Source organism: Ruminococcus sp. AF17-22AC (assembly GCF_003460065.1).
Lineage (GTDB): Bacteria > Bacillota > Clostridia > Lachnospirales > Lachnospiraceae > Blautia_A.
This window is the reverse complement of the sequence record NZ_QRXT01000005.1, coordinates 209,506-234,360: the sequence shown is the minus strand read 5'-3', so window position 1 is coordinate 234,360 and position 24,855 is coordinate 209,506. Positions and strand designations below refer to the sequence as shown.

20 protein-coding genes and 2 pseudogenes are annotated in these 24,855 nt (G+C 42.6%); 18 read left to right on the top strand and 4 right to left on the bottom strand.

Annotated elements, in window-relative coordinates:
- Positions 1–169: 169 nt before the first annotated feature.
- Both DWW86_RS09870 and DWW86_RS09865 read right to left on the bottom strand, forming a co-directional pair.
- Positions 170–1,465, bottom strand: coding sequence for a tyrosine-type recombinase/integrase (locus DWW86_RS09870; RefSeq protein ID WP_009321335.1), 1,296 nt, complete (start codon positions 1,463–1,465; stop codon positions 170–172).
- A gap of 160 nt (positions 1,466–1,625) precedes the next feature.
- Positions 1,626–2,255: a helix-turn-helix domain-containing protein gene (locus DWW86_RS09865; protein WP_009243739.1), complete on the bottom strand. Its 630-nt coding sequence runs from the start codon at positions 2,253–2,255 to the stop codon at positions 1,626–1,628.
- A 175-nt stretch (positions 2,256–2,430) separates the two neighbouring features.
- Between DWW86_RS09865 and DWW86_RS09860 the strand changes: the two genes are divergently transcribed.
- From DWW86_RS09860 to DWW86_RS09830, 6 genes are all read left to right on the top strand, one after another.
- On the top strand, positions 2,431–2,661 hold the full coding sequence (locus DWW86_RS09860; RefSeq protein ID WP_002578307.1) for a helix-turn-helix domain-containing protein: 231 nt from the start codon (positions 2,431–2,433) through the stop codon (positions 2,659–2,661).
- A 144-nt stretch (positions 2,662–2,805) separates the two neighbouring features.
- Entirely contained in the window at positions 2,806–3,120 is a 315-nt protein-coding gene (locus DWW86_RS09855; protein ID WP_002578306.1) for a DUF3847 domain-containing protein, read from the top strand.
- 328 nt (positions 3,121–3,448) lie between these two features.
- Positions 3,449–5,170: a MobA/MobL family protein gene (locus DWW86_RS09845; protein ID WP_109214826.1), complete on the top strand. Its 1,722-nt coding sequence runs from the start codon at positions 3,449–3,451 to the stop codon at positions 5,168–5,170.
- Entirely contained in the window at positions 5,109–5,858 is a 750-nt protein-coding gene (locus DWW86_RS09840) for a DUF6040 family protein (protein ID WP_009243742.1), read from the top strand. The genes DWW86_RS09845 and DWW86_RS09840 overlap by 62 nt, the downstream gene beginning before the upstream one ends.
- A 155-nt stretch (positions 5,859–6,013) precedes the next feature.
- Positions 6,014–6,472 (top strand): MarR family transcriptional regulator, encoded by a 459-nt coding sequence (locus tag DWW86_RS09835; protein WP_108817235.1) that lies wholly within the window; start codon positions 6,014–6,016, stop codon positions 6,470–6,472.
- Positions 6,462–7,781: an MATE family efflux transporter gene (locus tag DWW86_RS09830; protein WP_109214827.1), complete on the top strand. Its 1,320-nt coding sequence runs from the start codon at positions 6,462–6,464 to the stop codon at positions 7,779–7,781. Before DWW86_RS09835 ends, DWW86_RS09830 begins: the two co-directional genes overlap by 11 nt.
- 133 nt (positions 7,782–7,914) lie before the next feature.
- Here DWW86_RS09830 and DWW86_RS09825 read toward each other — a convergent pair whose 3' ends face one another.
- Positions 7,915–8,172: a DUF6061 family protein gene (locus tag DWW86_RS09825; RefSeq protein ID WP_009321643.1), complete on the bottom strand. Its 258-nt coding sequence runs from the start codon at positions 8,170–8,172 to the stop codon at positions 7,915–7,917.
- Between the two features lie 293 nt (positions 8,173–8,465).
- Between DWW86_RS09825 and DWW86_RS09820 the strand changes: the two genes are divergently transcribed.
- The 9 genes and pseudogenes from DWW86_RS09820 to DWW86_RS09775 all read left to right on the top strand — a co-directional run bounded on the left by DWW86_RS09820 (position 8,466) and on the right by DWW86_RS09775 (position 20,759).
- Positions 8,466–9,011 carry a P-loop nucleotide/nucleoside kinase family protein gene (locus DWW86_RS09820; RefSeq protein WP_002584326.1) on the top strand — a complete coding sequence of 182 codons (546 nt, stop codon included), beginning with the start codon at positions 8,466–8,468 and terminating at the stop codon, positions 9,009–9,011.
- Positions 9,012–9,207: 196 nt separating this feature from the next.
- Positions 9,208–10,251: pseudogene (mobQ, locus tag DWW86_RS09815) on the top strand (MobQ family relaxase); the annotation flags it as partial.
- Positions 10,252–10,429: 178 nt separating this feature from the next.
- On the top strand, positions 10,430–12,358 hold the full coding sequence (gene ltrA, locus DWW86_RS09810; RefSeq protein WP_286187697.1) for a group II intron reverse transcriptase/maturase: 1,929 nt from the start codon (positions 10,430–10,432) through the stop codon (positions 12,356–12,358).
- A gap of 94 nt (positions 12,359–12,452) precedes the next feature.
- Positions 12,453–12,833, top strand: a pseudogene (locus DWW86_RS09805) (VirB4-like conjugal transfer ATPase, CD1110 family); the annotation flags it as partial.
- A 175-nt stretch (positions 12,834–13,008) separates the two neighbouring features.
- Positions 13,009–15,780, top strand: a complete 2,772-nt coding sequence (locus DWW86_RS09795; RefSeq protein ID WP_353652692.1) for a CD1108 family mobile element protein — start codon at positions 13,009–13,011, stop codon at positions 15,778–15,780.
- Complete coding sequence (locus DWW86_RS09790; RefSeq protein ID WP_243865930.1) at positions 15,761–16,114, top strand: DUF4315 family protein; 354 nt, start codon at positions 15,761–15,763, stop codon at positions 16,112–16,114. The genes DWW86_RS09795 and DWW86_RS09790 overlap by 20 nt, the downstream gene beginning before the upstream one ends.
- Positions 16,077–17,498: a CD1107 family mobile element protein gene (locus tag DWW86_RS09785; protein ID WP_353652690.1), complete on the top strand. Its 1,422-nt coding sequence runs from the start codon at positions 16,077–16,079 to the stop codon at positions 17,496–17,498. Before DWW86_RS09790 ends, DWW86_RS09785 begins: the two co-directional genes overlap by 38 nt.
- Positions 17,499–19,571 carry a DNA topoisomerase 3 gene (locus tag DWW86_RS09780; protein ID WP_117942948.1) on the top strand — a complete coding sequence of 691 codons (2,073 nt, stop codon included), beginning with the start codon at positions 17,499–17,501 and terminating at the stop codon, positions 19,569–19,571.
- A 69-nt stretch (positions 19,572–19,640) separates the two neighbouring features.
- Positions 19,641–20,759, top strand: coding sequence for a Gfo/Idh/MocA family oxidoreductase (locus DWW86_RS09775; RefSeq protein WP_286187696.1), 1,119 nt, complete (start codon positions 19,641–19,643; stop codon positions 20,757–20,759).
- Between the two features lie 143 nt (positions 20,760–20,902).
- Here the strand turns inward: DWW86_RS09775 and DWW86_RS09770 are convergent, their stop codons facing one another.
- Positions 20,903–21,871 (bottom strand): helix-turn-helix transcriptional regulator, encoded by a 969-nt coding sequence (locus tag DWW86_RS09770; RefSeq protein ID WP_117942947.1) that lies wholly within the window; start codon positions 21,869–21,871, stop codon positions 20,903–20,905.
- 181 nt (positions 21,872–22,052) lie between these two features.
- On the opposite strand from DWW86_RS09770, the gene DWW86_RS09765 reads away from it, so the two are divergent.
- The 3 genes from DWW86_RS09765 to DWW86_RS09755 are packed head-to-tail and all read left to right on the top strand — an operon-like array spanning position 22,053 to position 24,852.
- Complete coding sequence (locus tag DWW86_RS09765; RefSeq protein WP_117942946.1) at positions 22,053–22,661, top strand: MptD family putative ECF transporter S component; 609 nt, start codon at positions 22,053–22,055, stop codon at positions 22,659–22,661.
- Positions 22,658–23,383: an energy-coupling factor transporter transmembrane component T gene (locus tag DWW86_RS09760; protein WP_008688120.1), complete on the top strand. Its 726-nt coding sequence runs from the start codon at positions 22,658–22,660 to the stop codon at positions 23,381–23,383. Before DWW86_RS09765 ends, DWW86_RS09760 begins: the two co-directional genes overlap by 4 nt.
- Entirely contained in the window at positions 23,380–24,852 is a 1,473-nt protein-coding gene (locus DWW86_RS09755; RefSeq protein WP_117942945.1) for an ABC transporter ATP-binding protein, read from the top strand. Before DWW86_RS09760 ends, DWW86_RS09755 begins: the two co-directional genes overlap by 4 nt.
- Positions 24,853–24,855 lie beyond the last annotated feature (3 nt).

The following is a 24,855-nucleotide window of genomic DNA, read 5'->3' as shown; positions in this document are numbered from 1 at the left end:
GACTCAAATTCCAGTTTGTAGAATTAAGAAAATCGTAATTTGTGGAGAGATTTCCTGAACTTTCCTTATTTTACAGGCTTTTCAGCCCATTAAATAGTGAAATGATATGTATTTTCCCTTATTTTTGCCCTTATGCGGAATCCGCAAGGGAAATAAGGGAAATTTTTAGTTAAGCATTGCTCGCTACTTTATCAAGAAGTCTTGCGGAATCCCGTTTTGCTTTTCTTGTTGAGTGAGCGTAAATATTCATTGTGGTACTGACATCAGAGTGTCCTAACAGTTCCTGTACATCTTTCGGTGCAGCTCCATTGGAAAGCAGATTGCTGGTATAAGTGTGACGCAACTGGTGAAAATGGAAATCTTCAAATCCTTCCAGCTTCTTTGCCACTGATCTGCATACAATGCTGAGTGTACTCGGCAGTTCCAAAGAGCCATCTGGTCGCAGGCAGACAAAGGAGATTTCTTTGTAATCTGTCGGGACTTCCTGTGTTCCGTCAAGATGATAGTATTCATAATATACCCTGTTTTTCACATGCACTTCTTTGTAGTAATTGCGGTGATATAATTCGCCATACTGCATCCGGTTTTTGAGCTGTTCTTTTCTGGCAGCTTTCAGTATTTCAGTCAGCGTATCTCCAAAATCAACAATCCTTACTTTTTTCCGTTTCGTTGGTCCGATAATATTTTTGTGTTTCATGCCGTCGTAGCGGATACTGCGTTTTATGGTCAGGCATTGTTCCTCAAGGTTAATGTCCTGCCATGTAAGACCACAGGTTTCCCCGATACGGAGCCCGGCATAATACGCAATTTGAATCGGAAGAATAGCAGGTGGATTTTTCTTTTCCAGATATTGGATAAGCCGTTCATAATCCTCATGTGAAATCGGCTGTGTACCTTCTTCCACTTCATCATCGGAAAAGAGGTCAACTTCCTCTGCCTGCTTTTTCAGCTTAATATACTGCATCGGATTGAAACTGATTAACTGTTTTGGAAATACTGCAAAACGGAATGACTGCTGTAACACTGCGGAAAAAGAATGGATATAATCTTTGCTGTATCCCTTTTTTACTTTCCCGTCTGGAAACTCACCACCGAATGTAAGCAGATCAAGAAATGCCTGTAAATGTTCGGCAGTAACTGTTTTCAGTTTGCGGTCTGCAATCGGGTGTTTTTTGATACATCGGATTGCACCAAGATAATTTTCCACTGTACCGTTGCTGAGTGTCCCAGTTTTCAGTTCTTCTTCTGCCCACATATCCAGAAGTTCCCCTACGGTAAGATTATCTGCCTTTGCAACAAACTTCTTATCTTCGTAGTCTTCCAGTGCCTTGCGGAGAAGCTTTTCCGTCTCACTTTTACTTTCGGTTCCGGCGTATTCTTTCTGAACCATTTTACCGCTTGCATCTTCTACATAGAAACGATAGTACCATTTTTTTCCTTTTTTTCTAACAGATCCTTTTGCCATAATCGTATGTCTCCTTTCGATATCAGACAATCGGAACTGCTGAAATGCTTCTTGCGTGTAGGCATCTTATGGACAAGTCCATAAGCCAATTCGCCGCTCGTCAAATCTGTAAACAGCTTGACTCGCTTGCGCTCATTGTATCATAACTCCGATTATCTTACTATACCGATTCAGAATCGTCATACATAACTTCGGATAAAAGATTTGCAAGCCTTTGTTCTGCCGCTTCCGGTTTCTTTGAATAGAGCCTTACAACATCTGCCATATCATTAAATGCGTTGACAGTATGTGTGATCTCCCTGAGAAACATAATCTCATTATATTCATCTTTCGATTCAAATCCCATTACTTTGGCAATGTCCGCATCTTTGGTACTGCCTTTGTAATTTTTACAGGCGAACTGAAACGAATCCAGAAACAGTTCATATTGCTTTAACATTAACAGCAGTAAGTCTTTAGAAAAAGCGTCTTCTGTTTTATTGAGGTCAAGAGGAAACTGTTTGAGAATGTCGCCCATCGCATCACGAATCTGCAATTCTTTCTTATCCGTAATATCAGTTTCATATTCATCGGTTTCCCCTTTGAGCCATTCAATCGATACATGAAGTGCTTCCGAAAGACCTTCCAGTACCATCTTTTTGGTATTGTCAATCGAACCATTCTCATAACGCAGGATTGTGGAAGCGGTAACTCCCATCTTCTCTGCGACATAAGGCTGTGTCAGATTTAATTCCAGACGGCGCTGTTTTGCCCTGCTGCCAATCAGCTTGCGTAGTTCTTTATCTTTCATGCTGATGTGCCTCCTTTTTCGGTATGTCATTACTATACCACGCAACAAAATATATTGCAATATGCAATTTTAAGAAAAGCAGAAAAATTTCATAATGCTTGACAAAGCAATATAAACACGCTATACTGACAGCACAAATGAAATTGCATAATGCAATTCGAAAGGAGGTGGTCATATGACGCAAAGAAAGATTGCCTTATCTATTGAGGAAGCTGCTGATTATACGGGAATTGGCAGGAACACCCTGCGAAAGTTGGTAGAGTGGAAGAAACTTCCGGTATTGAAGGTTGGGAGAAAAGTCCTGATCAAAACGGATATGCTGGAACTTTTTATGGAAGCCAACGAGGGCAGGGACTTGAGGGATAAGGGAAATGTGAAAGCAGTCACAAGAAACGGTTCAACTTAAAAAAGCGGTTCCCGAAGAAACCGCCAAAGGTTCTATCAGACCGGAGTCATGATATACCTACACGCAAGCAGATTATACCATGTACTTCGTCTGACAGACAACAGGAAACTTATGTTTGGAAAAAAAGAAAGGACGATGATATTTATGGCAAGATCAACAAAGAGTTATGAGGAGCGTATGCTCCAGTTGGAAAAGAAAGAACAGGAAAGCCTTGAGAAAGCAAAACAGTATGCAGCACAGAAACGGGAACTGAAGAAACGTCAGAAAGATGTGGAAACCAAAAAACGGACACACAGGCTCTGCCAGATTGGCGGTGCAGTGGAATCGGTACTGGGTTCTGCGATTGAGGAAGATGATATCCCAAAGCTGATCGGCTTCTTAAAAAGGCAGGAAGCAAATGGGAAATTCTTCTCAAAGGCAATGCAGAAAGAGCCAGTTGCAAATACGGAGGAAGTGTAATGCCGGAGGGAGTGGAGTTTCCATTCCCTTCATTGCTTTTTTATGAAGGGCGCACTTATGGACAACCAGAGGTCGTCCGTATAAGTTTGCCACAGGTGGCAACCGGTCTGCGCTTACGCTTGCCGGGCTCGTTCCGTCGGCGGGGCTTTCAGCCAGACCTGCTCATGCCGCAGGAGGCACTCTTCGCCAGAGGGGCACATTCCATGCAGGCTGTTATGCACAGGGCACTCTTACGCAGAGGGTGCTCCGGCAGATACCATTTTCTTTTAGGAAAAACGTTACCTGCCGGAAATCAAAGCCGGATACGGCAGAATGGGGGAAACGGAGCATGGCGATTTTTCATTATACAGTAAAGATTGTTGGACGCAGCAAAGGAAAATCCATCATATCGGCGTCTGCTTATCTCAATGGCGATGTGATGAAAAATGAAGAAACAGGCAGGATCAGCTACTATACTTCAAAAAAAGAAGTCGTTTATACCAGCCTGCTGATGTGTGAAAATGCACCACAGGAATGGCAGAATGTACCTGCTGAAAATATCAGACGGTTCCAGAAATCTGTCCGATATAAAAGGGCAGATAACCAAAATGCTGCACTGGAAAAATTCAAACTTACTTTTCAGAAGCAGCGTTTATGGAATGAAGTCTTGAGGATAGAAAAAAGTTCAGATGCACAACTCGGCAGGTCATTTGAGTTCTCACTTCCGAAAGAATGGAGCCGACAGGAACAGATTGATTATACAACTGAATATATTCAAAAGACCTTTGTAGATAAGGGAATGTGTGCGGATTGGAGTATCCACGATAAAGGAGATGGTAATCCCCATGTGCATTTATTGGTGACGTTGCGACCATTCAATTCAGACCACTCATGGGGTAACAAAGAAATCAAGGATTGGGAGTTTGTCAGAGATGAAAATGGAAATATTGTGGTGGATGAATCCCATCCGGACTGGTGGCAGGATAAAAAGAACCCTGACCGTCATGGAATCCGAATCCCCGTACTTGATGAAAATGGAGTCCAGAAAGTCGGGACAAGGAACCGCAAACAGTGGAAACGTGTATTAACCGATGCTACCGGGTGGAACAATCCGAAAAATTGTGAGCTATGGCGGAGCGAATGGGCAAACGTCTGTAATGCACATTTGAAAACGGAAAATCACATTGACCATCGTTCTTATGCAAGGCAGGGAAAATTAGAGATACCGACGATCCATGAGGGCGCAGATGCCAGAAAAATTGACGAGAAATTTCAAAACGGACAGACATCCTCTACTTCATGGAAAGTAGAGGAAAACCAGATCATAAAAAGACAAAATGCACTGCTGGATAAAATACAGATTTCTTTTGGAAAAGTATCCAGTGCATTAACACAATGGAAGGAGCGATTGCGTGACATTAGAAGAAAGCCGGGAAGTCATTCCCATGATGGAGACAATGATAAACCAGATCGAGGAACAGCAGAATCTTATGGCAGAGATGGTACAGGAATTGCAGGAACGGGACAGGCAGCTCCTGTCTTTTCAGGAGCAGAACCAGAGTTTAAAAAGCTTAAACAGCGAATTATCCAGGCTGCTAAATCTTTTGCCAGATACAGAAGAACTGCTCTCACAGATCGAGCAACAGAAAACCAGAATCGAACAGTTGGAAAACGAGAATCAGCAATGGCAGGAATTAACGCAGAAGCTGAACAACGAGAACAGCTTATTGCAGAAACAGAACAGCGAATTGCTGACCTTAAACAGCAGATAGAGAAAGCGAGGGAGATCGATGAGCGAATGCAGAAACTTAGAGAACGTCGGGCAGGTGGAAGAACTTCTGCTGATGACCGAACAGATGCAGGACGAACTGGATCAGAAAGACCAGACAATCCAGGAACTAAACAGGCAGCTAAGCGAATCGCTGACCTTGAACGAGAAATTGAACAGCGAAAACAGAGCCGAGAATATCGAAGCATTGCGGACAAGATTAAGGCAAACAGAGGAACGATTGACCAGCGAGACAGACAGCAGGAAAAGAGCCGACGCAGAAGCCGTGGCATGGAAATTTAAGTATGAAAAAGCAGAGCAGGAAAAACTTTATGCACAGACACACCAAAAGACGGTAGAGGTAGCTGTTGAGAAAAAAGTGCCTTATGAGAAATGTGAAAAATGTGACCGTACTGCTTACCGGAAAGCAAAAGAAAAATGCGATAGCCGTAAAAGCCAGTTAGAAAAGAAATATAAAAATATGACGATTGGTTATGAAAGTATCTTGTTTCTACTGGCATGGTACAGCATAACAACAACACTGTTTACTGCGATTCTTTCGCCGGTTTTCCTTAACGACTGTATCGTCTTTTTCGGTGCGTTAGGAAAAGGAATGGGAAGTTTATTTCGGGAGTTTGTGACAGGTGCAGACTCTTTCGGACAGTTAAGCAGTGGAATACCTAACAGTATTCTTTCCGGGATTGTGTACTGGCTGATTGCCGGTACTGTCATGGCAATTTTATTCGTAATAACCGGGTGGCTGATAATCGGGATTGGTTATCAGGTAGGAAAAATCTACCGGAAATATTGTTGGGATATCATCAGTATCGTGGTAGCGATAACGAGTACAGCTGTTGTAATTTACTTTGGAGAATGGATTAAAAACGCTAATCCGATAAATCTTATTGTATTGCTATTACTGTCGCATATTATTTATATTGGAATCAGATGTTATGTGAAAGACTGGATGGAAGAACGAGGATATTATTAAAAGAGGACAGGGAAATTTCATAATCTTCCTGTCCTTAGTAAGGGACTATTGATTGTTTATATAAAGAAAAAGTATATAAATAAATCTTGACAATTAGTACGAACTCGGACTATAATACAAAAGTCCGGATTCGTACTAATTTAAGGAGGAAAAAGATGAGAAAAGATAATAATATGATAATACAGTTGCAACGATATTATGCTTTATGGAAAGAATGTACAGCAATGTATGAGGAATGGTCAAAGGATCAGGGACTGTCTTCAAATGGAGTTTTTGCTTTGTATTCATTTTATGAAAGTAATGGAAGATGCACGCAGAAAATGATAAGTGAAAAATGGAATATACCTAAGCAAACGGTAAATACGATACTAAAAGATTTTCAGAAAAAAGGATACATCAATATGGTATCTGATGATTCAGACAAGAGAAATAAGCTGATATGCCTCACAGAATCAGGAATGGAATATACGAAAGATATCATAGAAAAACTGCACTCAAAAGAAATATATGTAATCGAAAAAATGGGATTAGAGAATATAGAAAGTCTTAATGATAATACAGAGCTGTTTATCAGACTTTTCAAGGAAGGAGATTGTAAGAAAAATGAATCATAAATCATTATTTTTTAAATATGTTATTCCATCTATTATAGCATTTGCATTATCAGGAATATATGCGATAGTGGATGGATATTTTGTAGGCAATACCATAGGAGATGCTGGACTTTCGGCTATTAATATTGCATATCCGATTGTGGCTTTGATTCAGGCTCTTGGAACAGGAATTGGTATGGGAGGAGCTGTTTATTACTCAATTAATGCAGCAGAAAAGAAAGGAAAACGGGCAGAAGAATTTATTGCTACAAGCTGGTGGCTTCTTGTAATAGTAAGTGTTATCAGTACCATAATTATTTACTCCTTTTCGTCTAAAATTTTAGGATTGCTTGGAGCAGATGGAATTATATTAACAAATGCGACAGATTATATCAAAATTATAGCACTTGGAGCAATATTGCAGATTCTTGGAACTGGAATGATGCCATTCATTAGAAATTATGGAAACTCTTTCTGGTCAATGTTTGCGATGGTTGGTGGATTCATAACCAATATTGTTCTGGATTTTATCTTTGTATGGATATATGAAATGGGCATGAAAGGTGCAGCCACAGCTACAATAGCCGGACAGGGTGTGACTGCAGCAATTGCAATCATATACGCATTATATAATAAAAAGTTTTATGTGTATGTATCCTTAAAAAATGTAAAAGAAATGTGTGGCGCTATATTCAGAGTAGGTCTTGCACCATTTGGGCTAGCATTGACTCCTAATATTTCATTGGTGTTTATAAACCGATTCTCCGCTTCTTATGGGGGAGAAAAAGCTATTGCAACTTATGCATGTGTATCCTATATTATCTGTATCATATATCTCATATTGCAGGGCGTAGGTGATGGAAGTCAACCTTTAATGAGCCGTTTTTATGGTGAGAAGGATCAAGAAAGCCTGAGAGGAGTTCAGAGAATGGCATACATTTTTGCAATAATTCTTGCTGTTTGTGGTGGAATTATCATGTATGTAAACAGAGCAAATATTGGAGGGGTTTTCGGAGCTTCTTATGAAGTAAGTATTGAGATTTCTAAAATTGTACCTATATTTTTAGTGTCATTACCATTTGTTGCGATTACCAGAATAGCGACAGCTGGATTTTATGCTACTGAAAAAAGTGGATTGTCATACATTCTTACATTCATTGAACCAGTATTGATGCTGATATTTATGCTTGTTTTACCACCTTTATTTGGTGGACAGATTATGATATGGTGGAGTACGGTATTGGCACGTGTTTTTTCAGCGATTCTGGCATTCATACTAATAAAATATTGCGAAAAGGGAGATTTGCAATATGGAATACAGAAAATTTAACAATCAGATAGTAGCAAGAATAATCTAGGTTTATCTATTGTATTTTTAAGGACAGCCTCATAGCAATAGGGCTGTCCTTTTAAAATTATGAAGCTAATTTTTAATAAATTCTAGTAGATTTTGATTGGAATAATCATAACTCTAATGAATCTTCAGCATCTACCCACATCTGTAAATTCCCATCAAGATATAACCTTGCATATTCTAATGGCTCATCGATTGCAAGCGATGTCAAAGCACAATCAGATCCAGGTGTGGTTCTTAAATTTTTTTCTGCTTCCCAACAATCAATACGGAGTATATAGCCCGTATTAGTATATACATCAATGCTGTTGCACTGTGGATTGTATTCTGCAAATATTGTTCTCATCGTATCCCATCTCCTTATCATTTAATCAATCAGTAGTAGCAAAAATTAAGAAGCATTTCAATCAGTTCACCATGTCACTTTTATTTTGTGTTATACTGTCTTATAGATTTTTCTTGCCCTTGTATTTGCCCTTATCAGAGTGCATAAACACTGATGGGACGATATAACACAAGGGAAATAATAAGGGAAAGCTCACCTGCGACAAATCCAGTGTTTTCAAGGGGTTGCGAAGAATTTAATAATAAAATATAACAGTTATTAAATTTCTTAAAACAGGTGAAATCTCAATCGGAATTTGTGGAGGTAAAATATAGATGAATCAAGGTAGAATTATTGTAATCACAGGTGCGCCGGGGACAGGAAAAACTACAACGGCATCTGCTGTTGCAAAAGAATCAGATTTGGAAAAGTCTGTGCATATGCACACAGATGACTTTTATCATTATTTGAGTAAAGGGGCAATACCACCGCATTTGCCAGAATCAAATGAGCAAAATTTGATTGTCATTGAAGCGTTTTTAGAAGCTGCGAAGCGATATGCTCGTGGTGGATATGATGTAATTGTTGACGGTATTATCGGACCGTGGTTTTTAAAGCCGTGGCAAAGTCTTGTTCGGGAACATTATGAGGTGCATTATATTATTTTAAGGGCAAGTAAGGAAGAAACCTTGAAGCGAGCTGTTGAACGCTCAAAGTTAGACCGAAAGACAAATATCGAATTGGTAGAAACCATGTGGGAGCAATTTTGCAATCTGGGAATATATGAATCGAATGTTATAGATACGACCACTTATTCCATTCAAGAAACTGTTTCCGCAGTACAAGAAAAAATCGCAAGTAGGGCAGCGTTGTTGTCTTAGATTGTTTTGGTGCAATTCCAGTTTGTTAGCTTTACATCGGGTCAACTTGTCCCGAACTTTTACAACTAAATACCCGCCGCTCACACAGTGGCACACCGAGCAGGAAATCTGAAAAAGGTCTCCTGCTTTTTTTCTGCCCAAAATGAGGTGGTAAAACGCCACCCCATCCACCAATTAGCGAAAGGAGGGACACGAAATGCCTTGTCCACACAACGAAATCACGATTGTTCAGCGCAGCCAGCGGCAGTCTGCGGTTGCCGCCGCTGCTTACCAAAGCGGCGAAAAGCTGTTCTGTGAATACGACCAGCAAGTAAAGCACTACCCGGAAAAGCGTGGTATCGTCCACAATGAAATCCTGCTCCCGGCAAATGCTCCACAGGAATATGCAGACCGCAATACTTTATGGAATGCCGCCGAAGCGGTGGAAAAGCAATGGAACTCCCAGCTTGCAAGGCGGTGGGTGCTTACCATTCCCAGAGAGATACCGCCCGACCAGTACGCTGTCCTTGTACGGGAGTTTTGTGAACAGCAGTTTGTTTCCAAAGGCATGATTGCTGATTTTGCCATCCATGACCCCCATCCGCCGGGACACAATCCCCACGCCCATGTCCTGCTGACCATGCGGGCAATGGATGAACATGGAAAATGGCTTCCCAAGAGCCGCAAGGTTTATGACCTTGACGAGAATGGGGAACGGATAAAGCTGCCGTCCGGCAGGTGGAAAAGCCACAAGGAGGATACGGTGGACTGGAACGACCAGAAGTATTGTGAAATCTGGCGGCATGAATGGGAGGTTATCCAGAACCGCTATCTGGACGCCAATGACCGCCCGGAGCGTGTGGACTTGCGTTCCTATGCCAGACAGGGGCTTGATATAGTCCCCACTGTCCATGAGGGGACTGCTGTCCGGCAGATGGAAAAGCGAGGTATCCAGACGAATATCGGCAACCTGAACCGGGAAATCAGAGCCGCCAACCGCCTGATGAAGTCCATCCGGCAGCTTATCCAAAACCTCAAAGGCTGGATTACCGAGCTGGGAGAAAAACGGAAGGAGCTGCTTGCACAAAAGGCGGCGGAGGAAGCGACACTTCTTCCCAATCTGCTGATGAAGTATATGGAGATACGAAAGGAAGAACGGAAGGACTGGACAAGGGCTGGACAGAACCGGGGAACTTCACAGGACTTAAAGGCAGTCAGCGAAGCCCTGTCCTATCTCCGGCAAAAGGGGCTTATCGTTGTGAGAGCGGAGGCACGAGCGATGAAGCTTCTGTAATGGGAGTGGAGCAACAGCCTCTAGTGGGACGACTGGTCAGTCTGCCAGTCGACAAAACAAGTGTAATAAAGTAATGCAGTTAACATTCATAGGTTCGAGTATGACTAAGAGAAACAAGTCTTGCGAGAGTGAGGTGATGTTGACTATGCAAAGAAAGGAATTGTTAAAGAAAAGTGCTATCCGATATGCTGAGTACTACGGCATGGTCGAAGTACAGGACGCATTATATGCGGATAGTGCGAGCGAAAAGATTTTCACGAATCTGATAAGTATTATCGGTTCAGATGCCAATATCAAAATGGCATACCGTAATCTCAAATCAAACAAAGGAAGCAGCACACCTGGTGTCGACGGTAAGACCTTTAAGGACTTAGCTGAGATGTCAGAGGAAGCATTGGTTCAATGTGTTAGGGACAAAATTCTTAACTACCAGCCTAAAGCGGTGAGAAGGGTATATATCCCAAAGCCAAATGGGAAAATGCGACCATTAGGAATTCCTACGGTATTAGATAGGATTGTACAACAAAGCGTGTTGCAGGTCATGGAGCCTATATGCGAAGCCAAGTTTTATCGGCACAGTTATGGTTTCAGACCGAATCGTAGCACTAAGAATGCCGTTGCCGTGTGTTACAAACTGGCGCAGGTGGACGGATTCCACTATGTAGTTGATGTAGATATCAAGGGATTTTTTGATAATGTCGACCATGGAAAGCTACTAAAACAGATATGGACGATGGGAATACGTGATAAAAGGCTGATTTCCTTAATTGGAAAAATGCTAAAAGCTCCAATTGAAGAAAATGGGGTTAGAACGGTACCCGACAAAGGCACGCCTCAGGGCGGTGTACTTAGTCCCTTACTGGCAAATATTGTGCTGAATGAGCTTGATTGGTGGATAGCCAGTCAATGGGAGGAAATGCCTGCAAAGCATCCTCTGAAAAGCGATATTTATATGAATAAAAATGGTACCCCGAATAAAGGGAATCTGTACAAGAAGTTGCGACAGTCCCGATTGAAAGAGTGCCACATAGTGAGATATGCGGATGATTTTAAGATATTTTGCAGGTCGTATTCTGATGCTTCCAAGCTAAAGCATGCGGTCGAGCAATGGCTAATGGACAGACTAAAGCTGGAAACATCTCCAGATAAGTCACGAATTACGAATCTTACCAAAGGCTATAGCGACTTTTTAGGCATAAAATTTAAACTTTACAAGAAGGGAAAGAAATGGTCTATCAAGTCTCATATGACTGACAAAGCCATCAATTCTCAACGAGTGAAGCTGAAAAATGCCATGGCGCAGGCCTGTAAATCTCATGAGAGTGAACAATCACAGCACGATGACCTCATCAGATACAACCAAGCAGTCATTGGTATGCATCAGTACTATAACATGGCTACTATGATAAATTCAGATGTTCACAGACTGTTCCCGTCGATTGACATAACCATGAAGACGAGACTGAATAGTCGGGCTGACCTCTCCAAGGAAAAACCGCCGACATTGAAAGGTGCGATGGACGAATATTTCTATCAGAGATATGGGGAGTCCAAACAGGTTAGATATATCAATGGTATGATTGTCGTTCCTGTAGCATACTGTAGGACGCAAAATCCAATGTTCTACCGAGTGGACACCAATCGTTACACCCCACAGGGACGTGAACGTATTCACCGCATGCTTGCTAAATCTGAATATGGAGAAACGCTGTTGAAGTTGAGTAGAGATAACGACACGAATCATAGTATCGAATTCTGTGACAACCGCCTATCAAGATTTGTGGCATCAAAGGGTAAGTGTGAACTCTCAAAGGTGTCTCTTGCGTTTGAAGATGTGGAATGCATATATCTTAATCCACCAAGCCAAGGTGGTACGGATGATTATGCAAACCTCAGAATCGTACACAAAGATATTAAGAGCCTTATCTATTCTAATGACGTGAAAATCATCAAGTCCCTCATCGATTTATTCGATTGTAGGGCACCTGCCAAGGTTGCAAAGCTCAACAAATGGAGAGCTAAAGCAGGATTGGAAGCAATTAACCTTATAACAATTAACCAGACTTTGAAGTAACTGTATTAGCAATAAAGACTTATCCCATGGAACGCTGTGTGCAATGAAAGTTGCTTGCACGGTGTGGCTCGGGGCGAAAGGCGTGAAAGCGTCTGACCTATCGAGATTTCTTTTGAAGGAAGAGCAGACCGCAGCTTATAGTGTGGAGATATGGAAGCGATTCCGTAAATGGGGTGGTATTCCAACTGGCATCACCCAGAATATTAAGGATTTGCTGTCTTCCAGGGAAATTGAGAACATTTTTGAAAACTCAGACTTCATTTATATGCTCAACCAGGCTTCCGGAGACAGGCAGATTCTTGCAAAACAGCTGAATATCTCACCAACCCAGCTGTCCTATGTAACCAACAGTAATGAGGGGGAAGGACTTCTGTTCTATGGAAATGTCATTATCCCGTTCGTAGACAGATTTCCGAAGAATTCTCTCTATAAAATCATGACAACCCGCTTAGAGGAGACTTCCGAAGCAGGTTAAATCAAAGGAGAAAACAATGTTACGAGCAATTTCATATGTATTAACTTTTAGTGGCGGTGCTGTATTTGGCATCGCTTTTCTCTGTTTATTACAGGCAGGGAAAGGGTATCCAAAAAAGGAGGAGTAAGCATTGGCAGAACAGAGAATGAAAGTCAGGGATAAAAAAGTCCAAAAGATGACCAAGGATGGTCTGGTGGAAGAAAACCTGACAGATAAATCTTCTGTTTGTGTCAGTAACCGTGCCAGTGATGTACAGATGGGAATAAAACAGGGGGAAAAAGAAGAAAACCTTGTGGATAAGTCTCACCGCCAGTCTGAACGGAGTGGGAAAAATATTCGTCCCTCTGTGCAAAAATCCAGAGATGCACCGGAACTGATACGGACAGAGAAGCAAAGTGAGGATTTTGGACAAAATAGAAAGCAGCAAAACCGGAAAAGGATTCGTGCTGAAGTCGGAAAAGAATCCAGACTTGCAGAAAAATCTGAAGCCGGACAGTCAGGGAGACTGAAAGAAAAACGTGCTGATCTATCAGAAAACAGAGGAGACAGCCGGAGAAATCAGACCGGCGGCAGCAAAAAGCCAAAACAAAAACAGCGTTTGAAATTTGCTTATGAGGAAACTGGTGCTTCTGTGAAAAATGACAAAGATATGGAGAAATTGAACCAGATGGATACGGATGGAGTCAATTTCCGCCATCAAAAACAGAAGGAAAAAGCCAAAAAGTTTTCTTATGAGGAAGCAAAAAAGAAAAAGGAAGCAAAGCAGCATTCCAAGAAAGCACAGGTCTATCAGGCAAATGAAGGAGAATCTTCTGGAAAGAAAAAATCCCGTTTGAAGTTTGGTGAAGGGGAATCTGTGAAAACAGAAAAAGCTTCTGTTGTCAAGAAAGCAGGAAGTGCAACTTCCGCAGCATTGCACCGTGAGATCAGCAAAAATGAAGACGATAATGCGGCGGTAGAAGGTGCCCATAAGTTAGAAGAAAGCGGCGAAGGTGTTTACCGGCTGGAACAGAGAAGTGCCAGACGCAGGAAACAGAGGGCATCAAGAAAAAGAAGCAGACTTGAAAGACAGGAAGAGAAACAGACACAGGCTGCAGGCCGTCAGGAGCAGAAGAAACTGAAAAAACAGATTCAGAAGCAACAGATCAAACGGGATTATGCCAAAGCGAAGCGAAGTGAACAGACAGTAGGAACAGCTGCAAAAGGTACGATTGATTATATTAAGAAGATTGGCGGTAAGGTCACCAACTTCTTTAAAGAAAACCGGAAGGTGTATATCAGTGTAGCAGTTCTGATCGGATTGATGTTTCTGCTTATAACGAATGTCACGTCTTGCTCTGCAGTGTTTTTACAAAATGTGATCACTTATACCGGAACCAGTTATCTGTCATCGGATCAGGCAATCCGGGAAGCGGAACTGTATTACACACAGCTGGAAGCTAATCTGCAGGAGCGGATCAACAACATGGAATCTGAAGAACCGGGACATGAGGAATACCGATATAACATCGGACCTATTGAGCATGATCCCTTTATCCTGATCAGTTATCTGTCAGCAAAGTATGAAGAATTTACCTTTGAACAGGTCAAGCCGGAGCTGGATGCCTTGTTTGCAGAGCAATATCATCTGACTACTGAAGCAGTCAATGAGACTGTAACGGAGACAGCAACAGTAAGAGTTGGAGAATCTTTGGGACAGGTTGTTACCAGTGGATATTGTAACTGTCCAATCTGTTGTGGTATTTGGAGCGGAGGACCGACTGCCAGTGGAGCATATCCAACTGCCAATCATACCTTAGCAGTAGATGCTTCCAATCCGTTTGTTCCAATGGGAACAAAAGTGGTAATGAATGGTGTCGAATATACGGTAGAAGATACCGGAGCTTTCGCAAGATACGGTGTACAATTTGATGTCTATTATGACAGTCATGCGGCAGCATCTGCACATGGACATCAGACATGGGAATGTTATCTTGCAGATGATAACGGAAGCAATGAAGTAGAAGTGACCAGAACCAGAGATGTGGACACGCTGAATGTAACATTGACCAGTGGAAACCTGATGTCTATCTGTCAGGAAAGGCTTGGATTCTTCCAGAAAGAACTGTTCAGTGCCTATAACGATACGAAAGGTAATTTACAGATGTTTACGACACCGGTTGATTTTAACTGGTATTCCAGTGTGACCAGCTATTATGGATACAGGATTCATCCACTATCAGGAGCAAATCAGCTTCATAATGGTATGGATATCGGAGCACCGGAAGGGACAAAAGTAATGGCAGGGCTGACCGGAACAGTTACAACTTCTGCTTATAACGACAGCTATGGCAATTATGTTGTAATCAAGGACAGTAAAGGTTATGAACTGCGGTATGCACACTTAAGCAGCCGGAGTGTATCTGCAGGAGCATCCGTCACGAAAGGTGATGAGATAGGTCTTGTAGGAAATACTGGAAATTCTACAGGAAGCCATCTTCACATTGAACTTCTGAAAAATGGAGAGCGGTTAAATCCGATCTTTTATTTGGAAACAGGAGAAGGGGCAGGCTTTGGTAGCAATGAATATACCAGTGAGGCAGCACAGCGTTTGTTAAATGAAGCAGCGAGATATCTTGGGACACCGTATGTATGGGGCGGATACTCTCCTAGTGGATTTGACTGTTCTGGATTTGTAAGTTACTGCCTGGTTCATTCTGGGGTTAGAAACACCGGAAGGTTGACAGCACAGGGATTGTACAACATTTGTACACCTGTATCACAGTCAGATGCACAGCCGGGAGATCTGATCTTCTTTACAGGAACCTACGATGCAGGAGAACCAGTAACGCATATCGGAATCTATGTGGGCAATGGTCAGATGATCCATTGTGGGCATCCGGTTCAGTATACGTCCATCAACTCTCCATACTGGCAGAGCCATTTTTATGGATTCGGGCGATGGTAAAGAAAAGGGCGGTGTAACAGCCGTCCGGAAAGGAGAAGAGATGAAAAGTCTTGAAAAAGCAACGGCAGATTATGAGAAAGCCAAGGAAAAAATGGAAGCATCCAAAGCCAGATATGAAGCAGACTTAAAGCGATTCAAGGCTGCGGAGATTGCAAAAACAGAAGCGGAAAATCTGGAAATTGTAAAAATTATCCGTGCGATGGATATGAGCATTCCAGAGCTGGAAGCTTTCAAAAAGAGAATGAAAAATGAACTGCCCGGCAGGGTAGAAATACAGAAGGAGGAAACAAGGTCTGATGATGAATTTAGAGAAGATGAAACAGAAGAAATCTAAAAATAGCGTGAAAAAAGGATTGCTTGCAGCAACGACATTTCTTTGCCTGACAACACCTTTGCTCCAGACACAGACTGCTTATGCAGCTGAGAATACCACACCTGCAATCACGATTGAGAAACCGGATGGCTGGAAACAGGGAGAAACAATCATTGCTGTTACGGTAGATGCCAGCCATATGCCGGAAGGTTTCTCGATAGCAAAAATTGAAGCAAAAGCAGGAAAAGATGGAAGCTGGCAGGATGTAACTGGAAGCGGAAGTATCACGATTACTGGAAACCAGACAGTGTACGTGCGTGTGACAGATGGTGAGGGGAAGGTCTATGAGCAGAATCGCTCTATTAAGTGTTATGACACGGAAAAGCCGACACTCTCTGCTTCCCTGACAGATGGTGTGCTGACGATTCAGGGGAATGATACAGTATCCGGGATTACTGCAGTAACAGTCAATGGCACCACTTATACAGACTTGAAGGATGGAATGCTGAGAGTGCAATTGACACAGAAAGATTTTACTACAAAACAGATTGAGATTACGGTAACAGACGGTGCCGGAAATACTTCGGAAAAGTATGTACTGCAGAATCCTTATTATGAATGGGCAAAGAAGCAGGCAGAGAAACAGAAAACTTCCAGTGACAGCAATGGTGCAATGGCAACTACGACCAGTGCAGATGCAACTGGGACTGAGAAAACAACGACTTCACCACTTCCACAGGATGCACAGGCTTCTGAGCCGACAGATGCAAAAGGAACCGTGGATGATCGGACAGTAACAGGTATTGAGGAACAGCTTAATAAAGAAGGCGAGACAGCAGATTCTGTTACCAAAACAGCTACGGAAGGCACAAAAGAGTTTTATACCATTTCAACTAAGAGTGGTAAGATTTTTTATCTGATCATCGACAATTCAAAATCTCAGGATAATGTGTATTTCCTTACAGAAGTCAGCGAGAAAGATCTGATGAACTTCACACTTTCTGATTCCGTGACACTTCCGGAAGTAGATACTGTTTATGCAGAACCAGAGAAACAGGCTGAGGAAGAAAAGCCGGAAAAGACAGAGTCAGCCGAGAAAGATAAGGTAGAGGATGATATTCAGATGCCTGAAGATAAAAGTCCATTTGGAACGTATCTTTTGATTGCACTGGTTGCAGTCGGAGCTGCGACAGGAGGATATTACTTCAAAGTCTATAAACCAAAGCATGAATATGATGACGAGGATGAGATGGAAGAGGATGAAGATGAATCCGAAGATTCAGAGTCAGAAAAACGGGAAGTAGATGATGCGGATGAGCAGGAAGAAAGTACAGAACCGGAAATCCTGAGAGATGAAGATTTTGACGATAATGTGCTGGAAGATGAAGAAGAGGAGCAGGAGTAAATGAAATTAGTGATTGCAGAAAAGCCATCGGTTGCGATGGCACTGGCTTCCGTGCTTGGAGCCAGAACAAGAAAAGATGGCTACGTGGAGGGAAACGGTTATATCGTTTCCTGGTGCGTAGGACATCTGGTGGGATTATGCGATGCATCGGAATACGATGAAAAATATAAAAAATGGAGATATGAAGATCTGCCGATTGTGCCGGAATGTTGGAAACACAAGATTTTGGAGGGTACAAAGAAGCAGTTTGGAATCTTAAAGAAACTGATGAGAGATTCCCAAGTAGATGAGGTGATCTGTGCTACTGATGCAGGACGTGAAGGTGAGTTAATCTTTCGTTTGGTGTATGAGCAGGCAGGATGCAAAAAGCCGATGAAGCGGCTCTGGATCTCATCTATGGAAGAACAGGCAATTAAAGATGGATTTGCGTCATTAAAAGACGGTTCGTGTTATGACAGTCTCTACCAGTCAGCACTTTGCAGGGCAAAGGCAGACTGGTTGGTGGGAATCAATGCGAGCCGTCTTTTTTCCGTTCTGTATAACCAGAATCTGAAAGTTGGAAGAGTGCAGACACCAACACTTGCCATGATCGTGGATCGAAATCAGAAGATCAAGGAATTTACCAAAGAAAAATATTATATGGCTCATATCAAGTTTGACGATATGGATGCGGTAACAGAGCATTTTCAGAAAAAAGAAGATGCAGATAAAGTGGCTGCGGACTGCCTGGAGCGTATGTGCGAAGTGGAAAAGGATGATGTGAAAGAGAAAACAGTTCGTCCACCGAAGCTCTATGATCTGACAACCTTACAGAGGGAAGCCAATCGAATGTTTGGTTATACCGCACAGCAGACGCTGGATGCCGTGCAGGAGATGTATGAGCAGAAGCTTGTTACTTATCCGAGAACAGACAGCCAGTATCTGACAGATGAGATGGGAGAAAGCACAGAAACTCTGATTCAGATGTTGCTTGGGAAAATGCCCTATGCCGAAGGGCTGGAATATCACCCAGACGTGAGTAAGGTATTAAATTCAAAGAAAGTATCTGATCACCATGCAATTATCCCGACCATGGAAGTAGCAAAGGCAGATATAGGTAAACTGAAAGAACGAAACTGCAAGATTTTGTATCTGATCAGTGCCAGGGTACTGACAGCAACCGCAGATCCTTATATTTATGAAAGCCATAAATGCCAGATTACCTGTAATTATCATACGTTTTATCTCACGGCAAAGAAAACAAAGCAGGAAGGATTCAAGGCAATCGAAAATAAATTGAAACAGTTCTTTGGCGTAAAGATTGAGAAAGAAGAGCCGGAGTTGGATATCTGGGCAGGCAAGCATTATGGTCCCTGTGATTCTTTTGTATCGGAGCATTTCACACAGCCACCGAAACAGTACACAGAAGATACCCTGCTTTCTGCGATGGAACGTGCAGGGAATGAAGAGCTGACCGAAGATACAGAAAAGAAAGGACTTGGTACTCCTGCAACAAGGGCAGCAATCATTGAAAAACTGATTCAGTCTGGCTTTGTGAAAAGGGAAAAGAAAAATCTGGTGCCGTCAGATGATGGAAATGTGCTGATTACGGTTCTGCCGGATGAGATTAAATCTCCGAAGATGACCGCAGAGTGGGAAATGGCATTGAATCATATTGCCCAGAATACAGAGACAGCAGATGAATTCCTAAATGGGATTACAGAGCTGATGCAGGAACTGGTTGCCAGGTATCAGGGGATTTCAGAAGAGAAGAAAAATCAGTTTCAGGGAAAGGCAAAAGGAGAAGTCATTGGCAAATGTCCCCGCTGTGGAGCAGATGTCAGGGAAGGGAAAGTAAACTTTTACTGTTCTGACCGGAACTGTGCTTTTACCTTATGGAAGAATGATAAATTCCTTGCAAGCCAAGGGAAAAAGATGGATAAGACGACAGCAAAAAAATTTCTGTCTAAAGGAAAAATCCATTATAAGGATCTGGTATCAAGAAAAACAGGGAGACAGTATGAAGCAACTGTGGAGATGGTCGATTCCGGAGAGGGAAATGTACAGTTCAATCTTATTTTTCCACAACGATAAGTAGTGTATGGCAGGCAGTCTAAGGACTGTCTGTTTTAATACAAATATTATGAAAGAGAGGACCTTAACATGAAGAAAAAAGGTAATTTTAGAAAAGTAGTATCTGGCTTGCTGGCAGGAATGACAATGCTTCGGATAATTGTTTGTGGGGTTGGATTCGGACAATTCTATATTAGAGCAATAGATAAAATAAAATGTAAATATAAACTTGTAGGGATTCTATCGAGAGGAAGCGAATGGTCGAAACAATGGACAAAAAAATATGGAGTAATTCTATATACAGATATTGATGAGATTACGAAAGAAAATGTGGATGTAGTCTGCGTTGTGATAAAATCAACTGTAGTAAATGGAGAAGGAAGCACAATAGTGCATTCATTACTTGAGAAAGGTATAAATGTGATACAGGAACATCCAATTGATATAGATGATTACATAATGTGTATTAAGATTGCTCAGAAGAACTGCTGCATGTATAGACTAAATACTTTTTATCCGCAACTTTCCAATGTAAAACAATTTATTTTTCTTGCAGGAAAATTGAGGGAAAAAAACGACGTGCAATATATTAATGCGGAATGTAGTGTGCATGTGCTTTTCCCGCTTATAGATATTTTGGGAAGAGCGATAGGCGGGGTAAGACCATGGAAATTTGAGAGAGTAGAAGAAACGTACAAGAATTCCCCATTTTGTATAATATATGGTTCGATATATAATATACCAATCTGTATAAATGTTCAAAATCAAATGGATCCAAGTGATCCGGAAAACAGCGTACTTTTATTTCATAAAATATCGTTATACACGGAATGTGGAAATTTAACTATGATTGGAACGAATAGTGATATTATGTGGGAACCACGTATACGAAAATATATTGCTGCAGATGGTGGGTTTCATTTAGAAGCAGACGATGAATATTTAGATCTCCCAGTATATGAAGAAATGCACAATGACGAAGGAAAATGTTTTAGGGAAATGTTCAGTGATACATGGCCTGATAGTATAAAACTATTTTTGGAAGATTTTTATAGAGACTTCTATCTTGGAAAAAAAATGGACAGCAATGCCCAATTTTTGATATCTGTTTGTCAGGCATGGAAAGATTTGGGAAACAGTATAGGATCTGCTAATATTATACATGCATACACGACCAAACCTATTAAAATATCGGAGATTGTAAAATAAATAATTCAGATGTAATGATATTTATGAATCAAGAAGTCCCCTCAAAAGTGTTAAACGGATTTGAGGGGACTTCATTATTATGGTGCATAACGACAGAGATAATACAATGGTTATGAGATGGAAATGAAATTATATCTGTACTGTTATCGATGAGACATTTTTCGATACTCAATGGGCAGGAGTCCCGTACTCTTACGAAACAATTCCGCAAACCGGCTAGAAGTAGAGTAGCCAATCATTTCCGCAATCTGTCCTATCGTGAAATCCGTATCAATCAGCAAATGCTCTGCCTGGCTCATGCGGCGCTGTTGAATATACTCTGTGATTGTGCAGCCCTGCAACTGCTTAAAAGATGTTTTCAGCTTGGTGGTTCCCATACAGGCGATTTTTGCAAGCCGATCCAATGGGATATCAAACGCATAGTGGTCATTGAGATAAGCAGTCACATTTTCCAATTGTGCTATATCCTGGTCGGATAGATGTTTCTCCTTGCGGGAGAGAATTTTTTTCTGTTCTTCCACCACAAGGGATACGGCCTCGGCCACTTTCGCTTCATAAAATAGTCCTGCGGCAATCCCATCCCCACGGTAGACCTTTACCTCATGGAGCAGCTTTGCCATAGCCGGGAAGTCTGTGGTCTGATCAACCTGCCGGAAAGCTGCAAGTGGGCTGATATAGTCCCCCGGATATTGTTTTTGCAAATAACCCTCATAGTATGCAGGCATGACTTCGATACCAATAGACCGGATGGGGATTTTTTTATGGATGATTGCCTTGTATGGCTTATAGCCGCCAATAAAGGCTTTGATACATTCGGCAGACATCCGCCGGTAGGGATTTAATTCTTCGCCAGAGATGGATTCATACTGAGTAATACTCAGAGCTTCCGGCAAATGAAATTCCATGAAGAAATCCTCATGGAAATAAAAATCATGGATTTTAATGTCGTACAGGTCTTTCTTCGCATAGACCCAGTAAAAGCCTTCTCCAAATTCAGGCGATAACTGCCAGCATTGTCCGGCAGAATTGAAGTGGTTATTGCTATCTACCGGGATAAAATGGTTATCTGTTAAAAGCGGCTCATAGTAATCCGCAATAATGTTATTGTTCAAATGACGGCCTCCTTTGCAACGATTGGACGGAGCTTTGCAACGAAAAGACGAATGTGCCTGTAATGTATTGCAGCCCGCCCATAAAGTTAGTATGATATAGACCGTGGTTAGTAGCATCTAATCATAATATAACAGATTTCAGACGGTAGGTCAACCGTTCTTGAAAGCAGGAGGAAAAAATATGAGTAATCAAGTAAATGCAAAGGCAGGATTGTCTGTCAAGGACTTAGTAACAACGGGAATTTTTACTGCGCTTCTGTTCGTATTCATCATGGTAGGAGGCGTCTTTTTTGCTACCAACCCGGTGCTGACTTTTTTCATGCCTGCCGGGAGTGCTTTGCTTGCCGGACCAATTTATCTGCTGATGATCGCAAAAGTACATAAACGCTGGAGCGTCACGATCATGGGCGTTATCATGGCCATCATCTGGTTTGTCACTGGTATGCACTGGGCGTTTGCGTTGGGCTATCTCATTATGGCTGTCGTAGCTGATTTTGTTGCCGGTACAAAGCAGTACAAGAGCAAGAAGATCAACAGTCTGTCCTATATCCTTTTCTCTCTGGGCGGAACAGGGTCGTACCTTGTTTTCTTCGCTGATCCCCAGGGGTGGGCGCAGACCATGTTGGGAAATGGAACCGAGCAAAGCTATATCGATACCATGCAGACGACCGCAAATGCGGGAATCTTTATCGCCATGTTTGCCACTCTCCTTGTAACAGCTTCTATCAGTGCATTTGTGGGCTGCAAAATGTTGAAGAAGCAGTTCGAAAAAGCGGGTATTACAGCATGATGGGTAACACCGTCCAGAAAGGGCTTTGGCTTGACCCGCGGGCCAAGCTCTTTCTTATTTTGATGTGTGTACTGAGTTCCATGTTCGCGCCTTCTCTTACCTATCAGTTTGCGCTTGTCCTGCTGATTGCCGTATTAGGAGTGCTTTGTGGAAAGTGGAAATATGCCGTAAAAGGGGTATGCTTTTATGCATTAGTCTGTGCACTGACAGTCTGGATTATGGCGGCTATGACGGGGACGCTGCGGACCATGTTTGTTGCGTTCCTTGGGCTATTTCACAAGGTTTACGCCTGCGGGATGCTGGCAGGGATAGTCTTGTTTACAACAAAGGTCAGCGAATTTTTATCCGCCATGAACCGAATCCATGCCCCGAAAAAATTTGTCATCACATTTGCGGTCATGCTGCGCTATATTCCAACCGTCCAGGAGGACTGGCATTTTATCAAGGACGCCATGCGTATGCGGGACGTATCGCCCTCCCTGGGCGGATTCCTTTCCCATCCGGGAATGACAGTAGAGTGTATCTATGTTCCGCTGATGATGATGGCCTCCAAGGCAGCGGACGAGCTTTCTATCGCTTCTGTTACCCGCGGGATCGAGAATCCCAATCCCCGGACCTGTCTTGTCCAGATAAAATGCGGGATTGCAGATTGGACGGCGATGTTATTTGCGGTTGCTTTCTTTATTTTTGAATTATGTAAGCGGGGAGGTGTGATCGGGTGATTGAGTTTAAAAATGTATCATTTTCTTATGAGGGACAGGAGCATGACAGTCTGCATGGAATCAGCCTGAAAATTGCAGACGGGGAATGTGTCTTGTTCTGTGGCCGCAGCGGGTGCGGAAAAACAACGGTCACAAGGCTGGTAAATGGCTTGATCCCACAATTTTACCAGGGAGAACTTCAGGGGCGCGTGCTAGTGGACGAACAGGAAATCAGTGACCTGCCCATGTATCAGATCGCTGCAAAGGTGGGGTCTGTGTTTCAAAATCCCCGGACACAGTTTTTCAATGTGGATACGGACAGTGAGATTGCCTTTGGAATTGAAAATGAGGCCAGGCCGGTAAGGGAACTGGAGGAACGGGTAGAACAGACAACAAAAGATTTGCATATTGAAAAGCTACGAAACCGAAATATTTTTGAACTGTCGGGCGGAGAAAAACAGAAAATCGCGTTTGCGTCGGTCTATGCAATGAACCCGGAAATCTATCTGCTGGACGAACCATCCTCAAATCTAGACATGGCTTCCATCCAGGAATTGAAAGAACATCTGCGGCTGATAAAGAGCCAGGGCAAAACCATTTTGATTGCGGAACACAGGCTCTATTATCTGATGGAGCTGGCAGACCGCATTGTTTATCTGGAAGATGGGGAAATAGCAAGGATTTTTACGTCAGAGGAATTTCTCCGGCTGACGGAAACCGAACGGGAACACATGGGGCTGCGGGCAGTTGACCTGACAAGGGTTCTTCCTCCAGCCATCCATCCTACGGTTCTTCCTCCTACATTAGCAATCCGTGATATTACGCTGCGTTATAAAAAGAGGACGATTCTACACCAAATTGCTCTTTCTGTCGCAAGGGGAGAAGTCATTGGGGTTGTCGGTCATAATGGAGCCGGAAAAACCACGTTTTCCCGCGCTCTGTGCGGGCTTCATAAAGACTGTGAAGGTGAGTTCCTTTGGAATGGTCAGCCGCTAGAACACAAGTTGAGGCTGAAACGCTCTTATATGGTGATGCAGGATGTGAACTATGAATTGTTTGCAGAAAGTGTGGAGGCAGAATGTTCCTTCGGAATTCGAAACCCGGATCAGGATTTAGTAGAAACAACCATGGCGGAACTGGGGCTTACAACCTACCGGGAACGCCATCCCAACACGCTTTCCGGTGGACAGAAGCAGCGGGTGGCTGTGGCAGTCAGCATGATCTGTGGAAAAGATTTGCTGGTGTTCGACGAGCCCACCAGCGGACTGGACTTTGACAGCATGGCGCAGGTGGCGGGATTGATCAAACGGTTATCCGAACAGGGAAAAATCATTTTTATTGTCACCCATGATTTTGAATTTGTCTGCCGTACCTGCTCACGTGTCTTGCATTTTGATGAAGGGGAAATGCCGGATGACATCCCTGTTGTGATGGATTTCCTCCCAAAGATCCGGGAACTGTTCTCTGTTTCAGGGGGAAAGGAGATGTGAAGT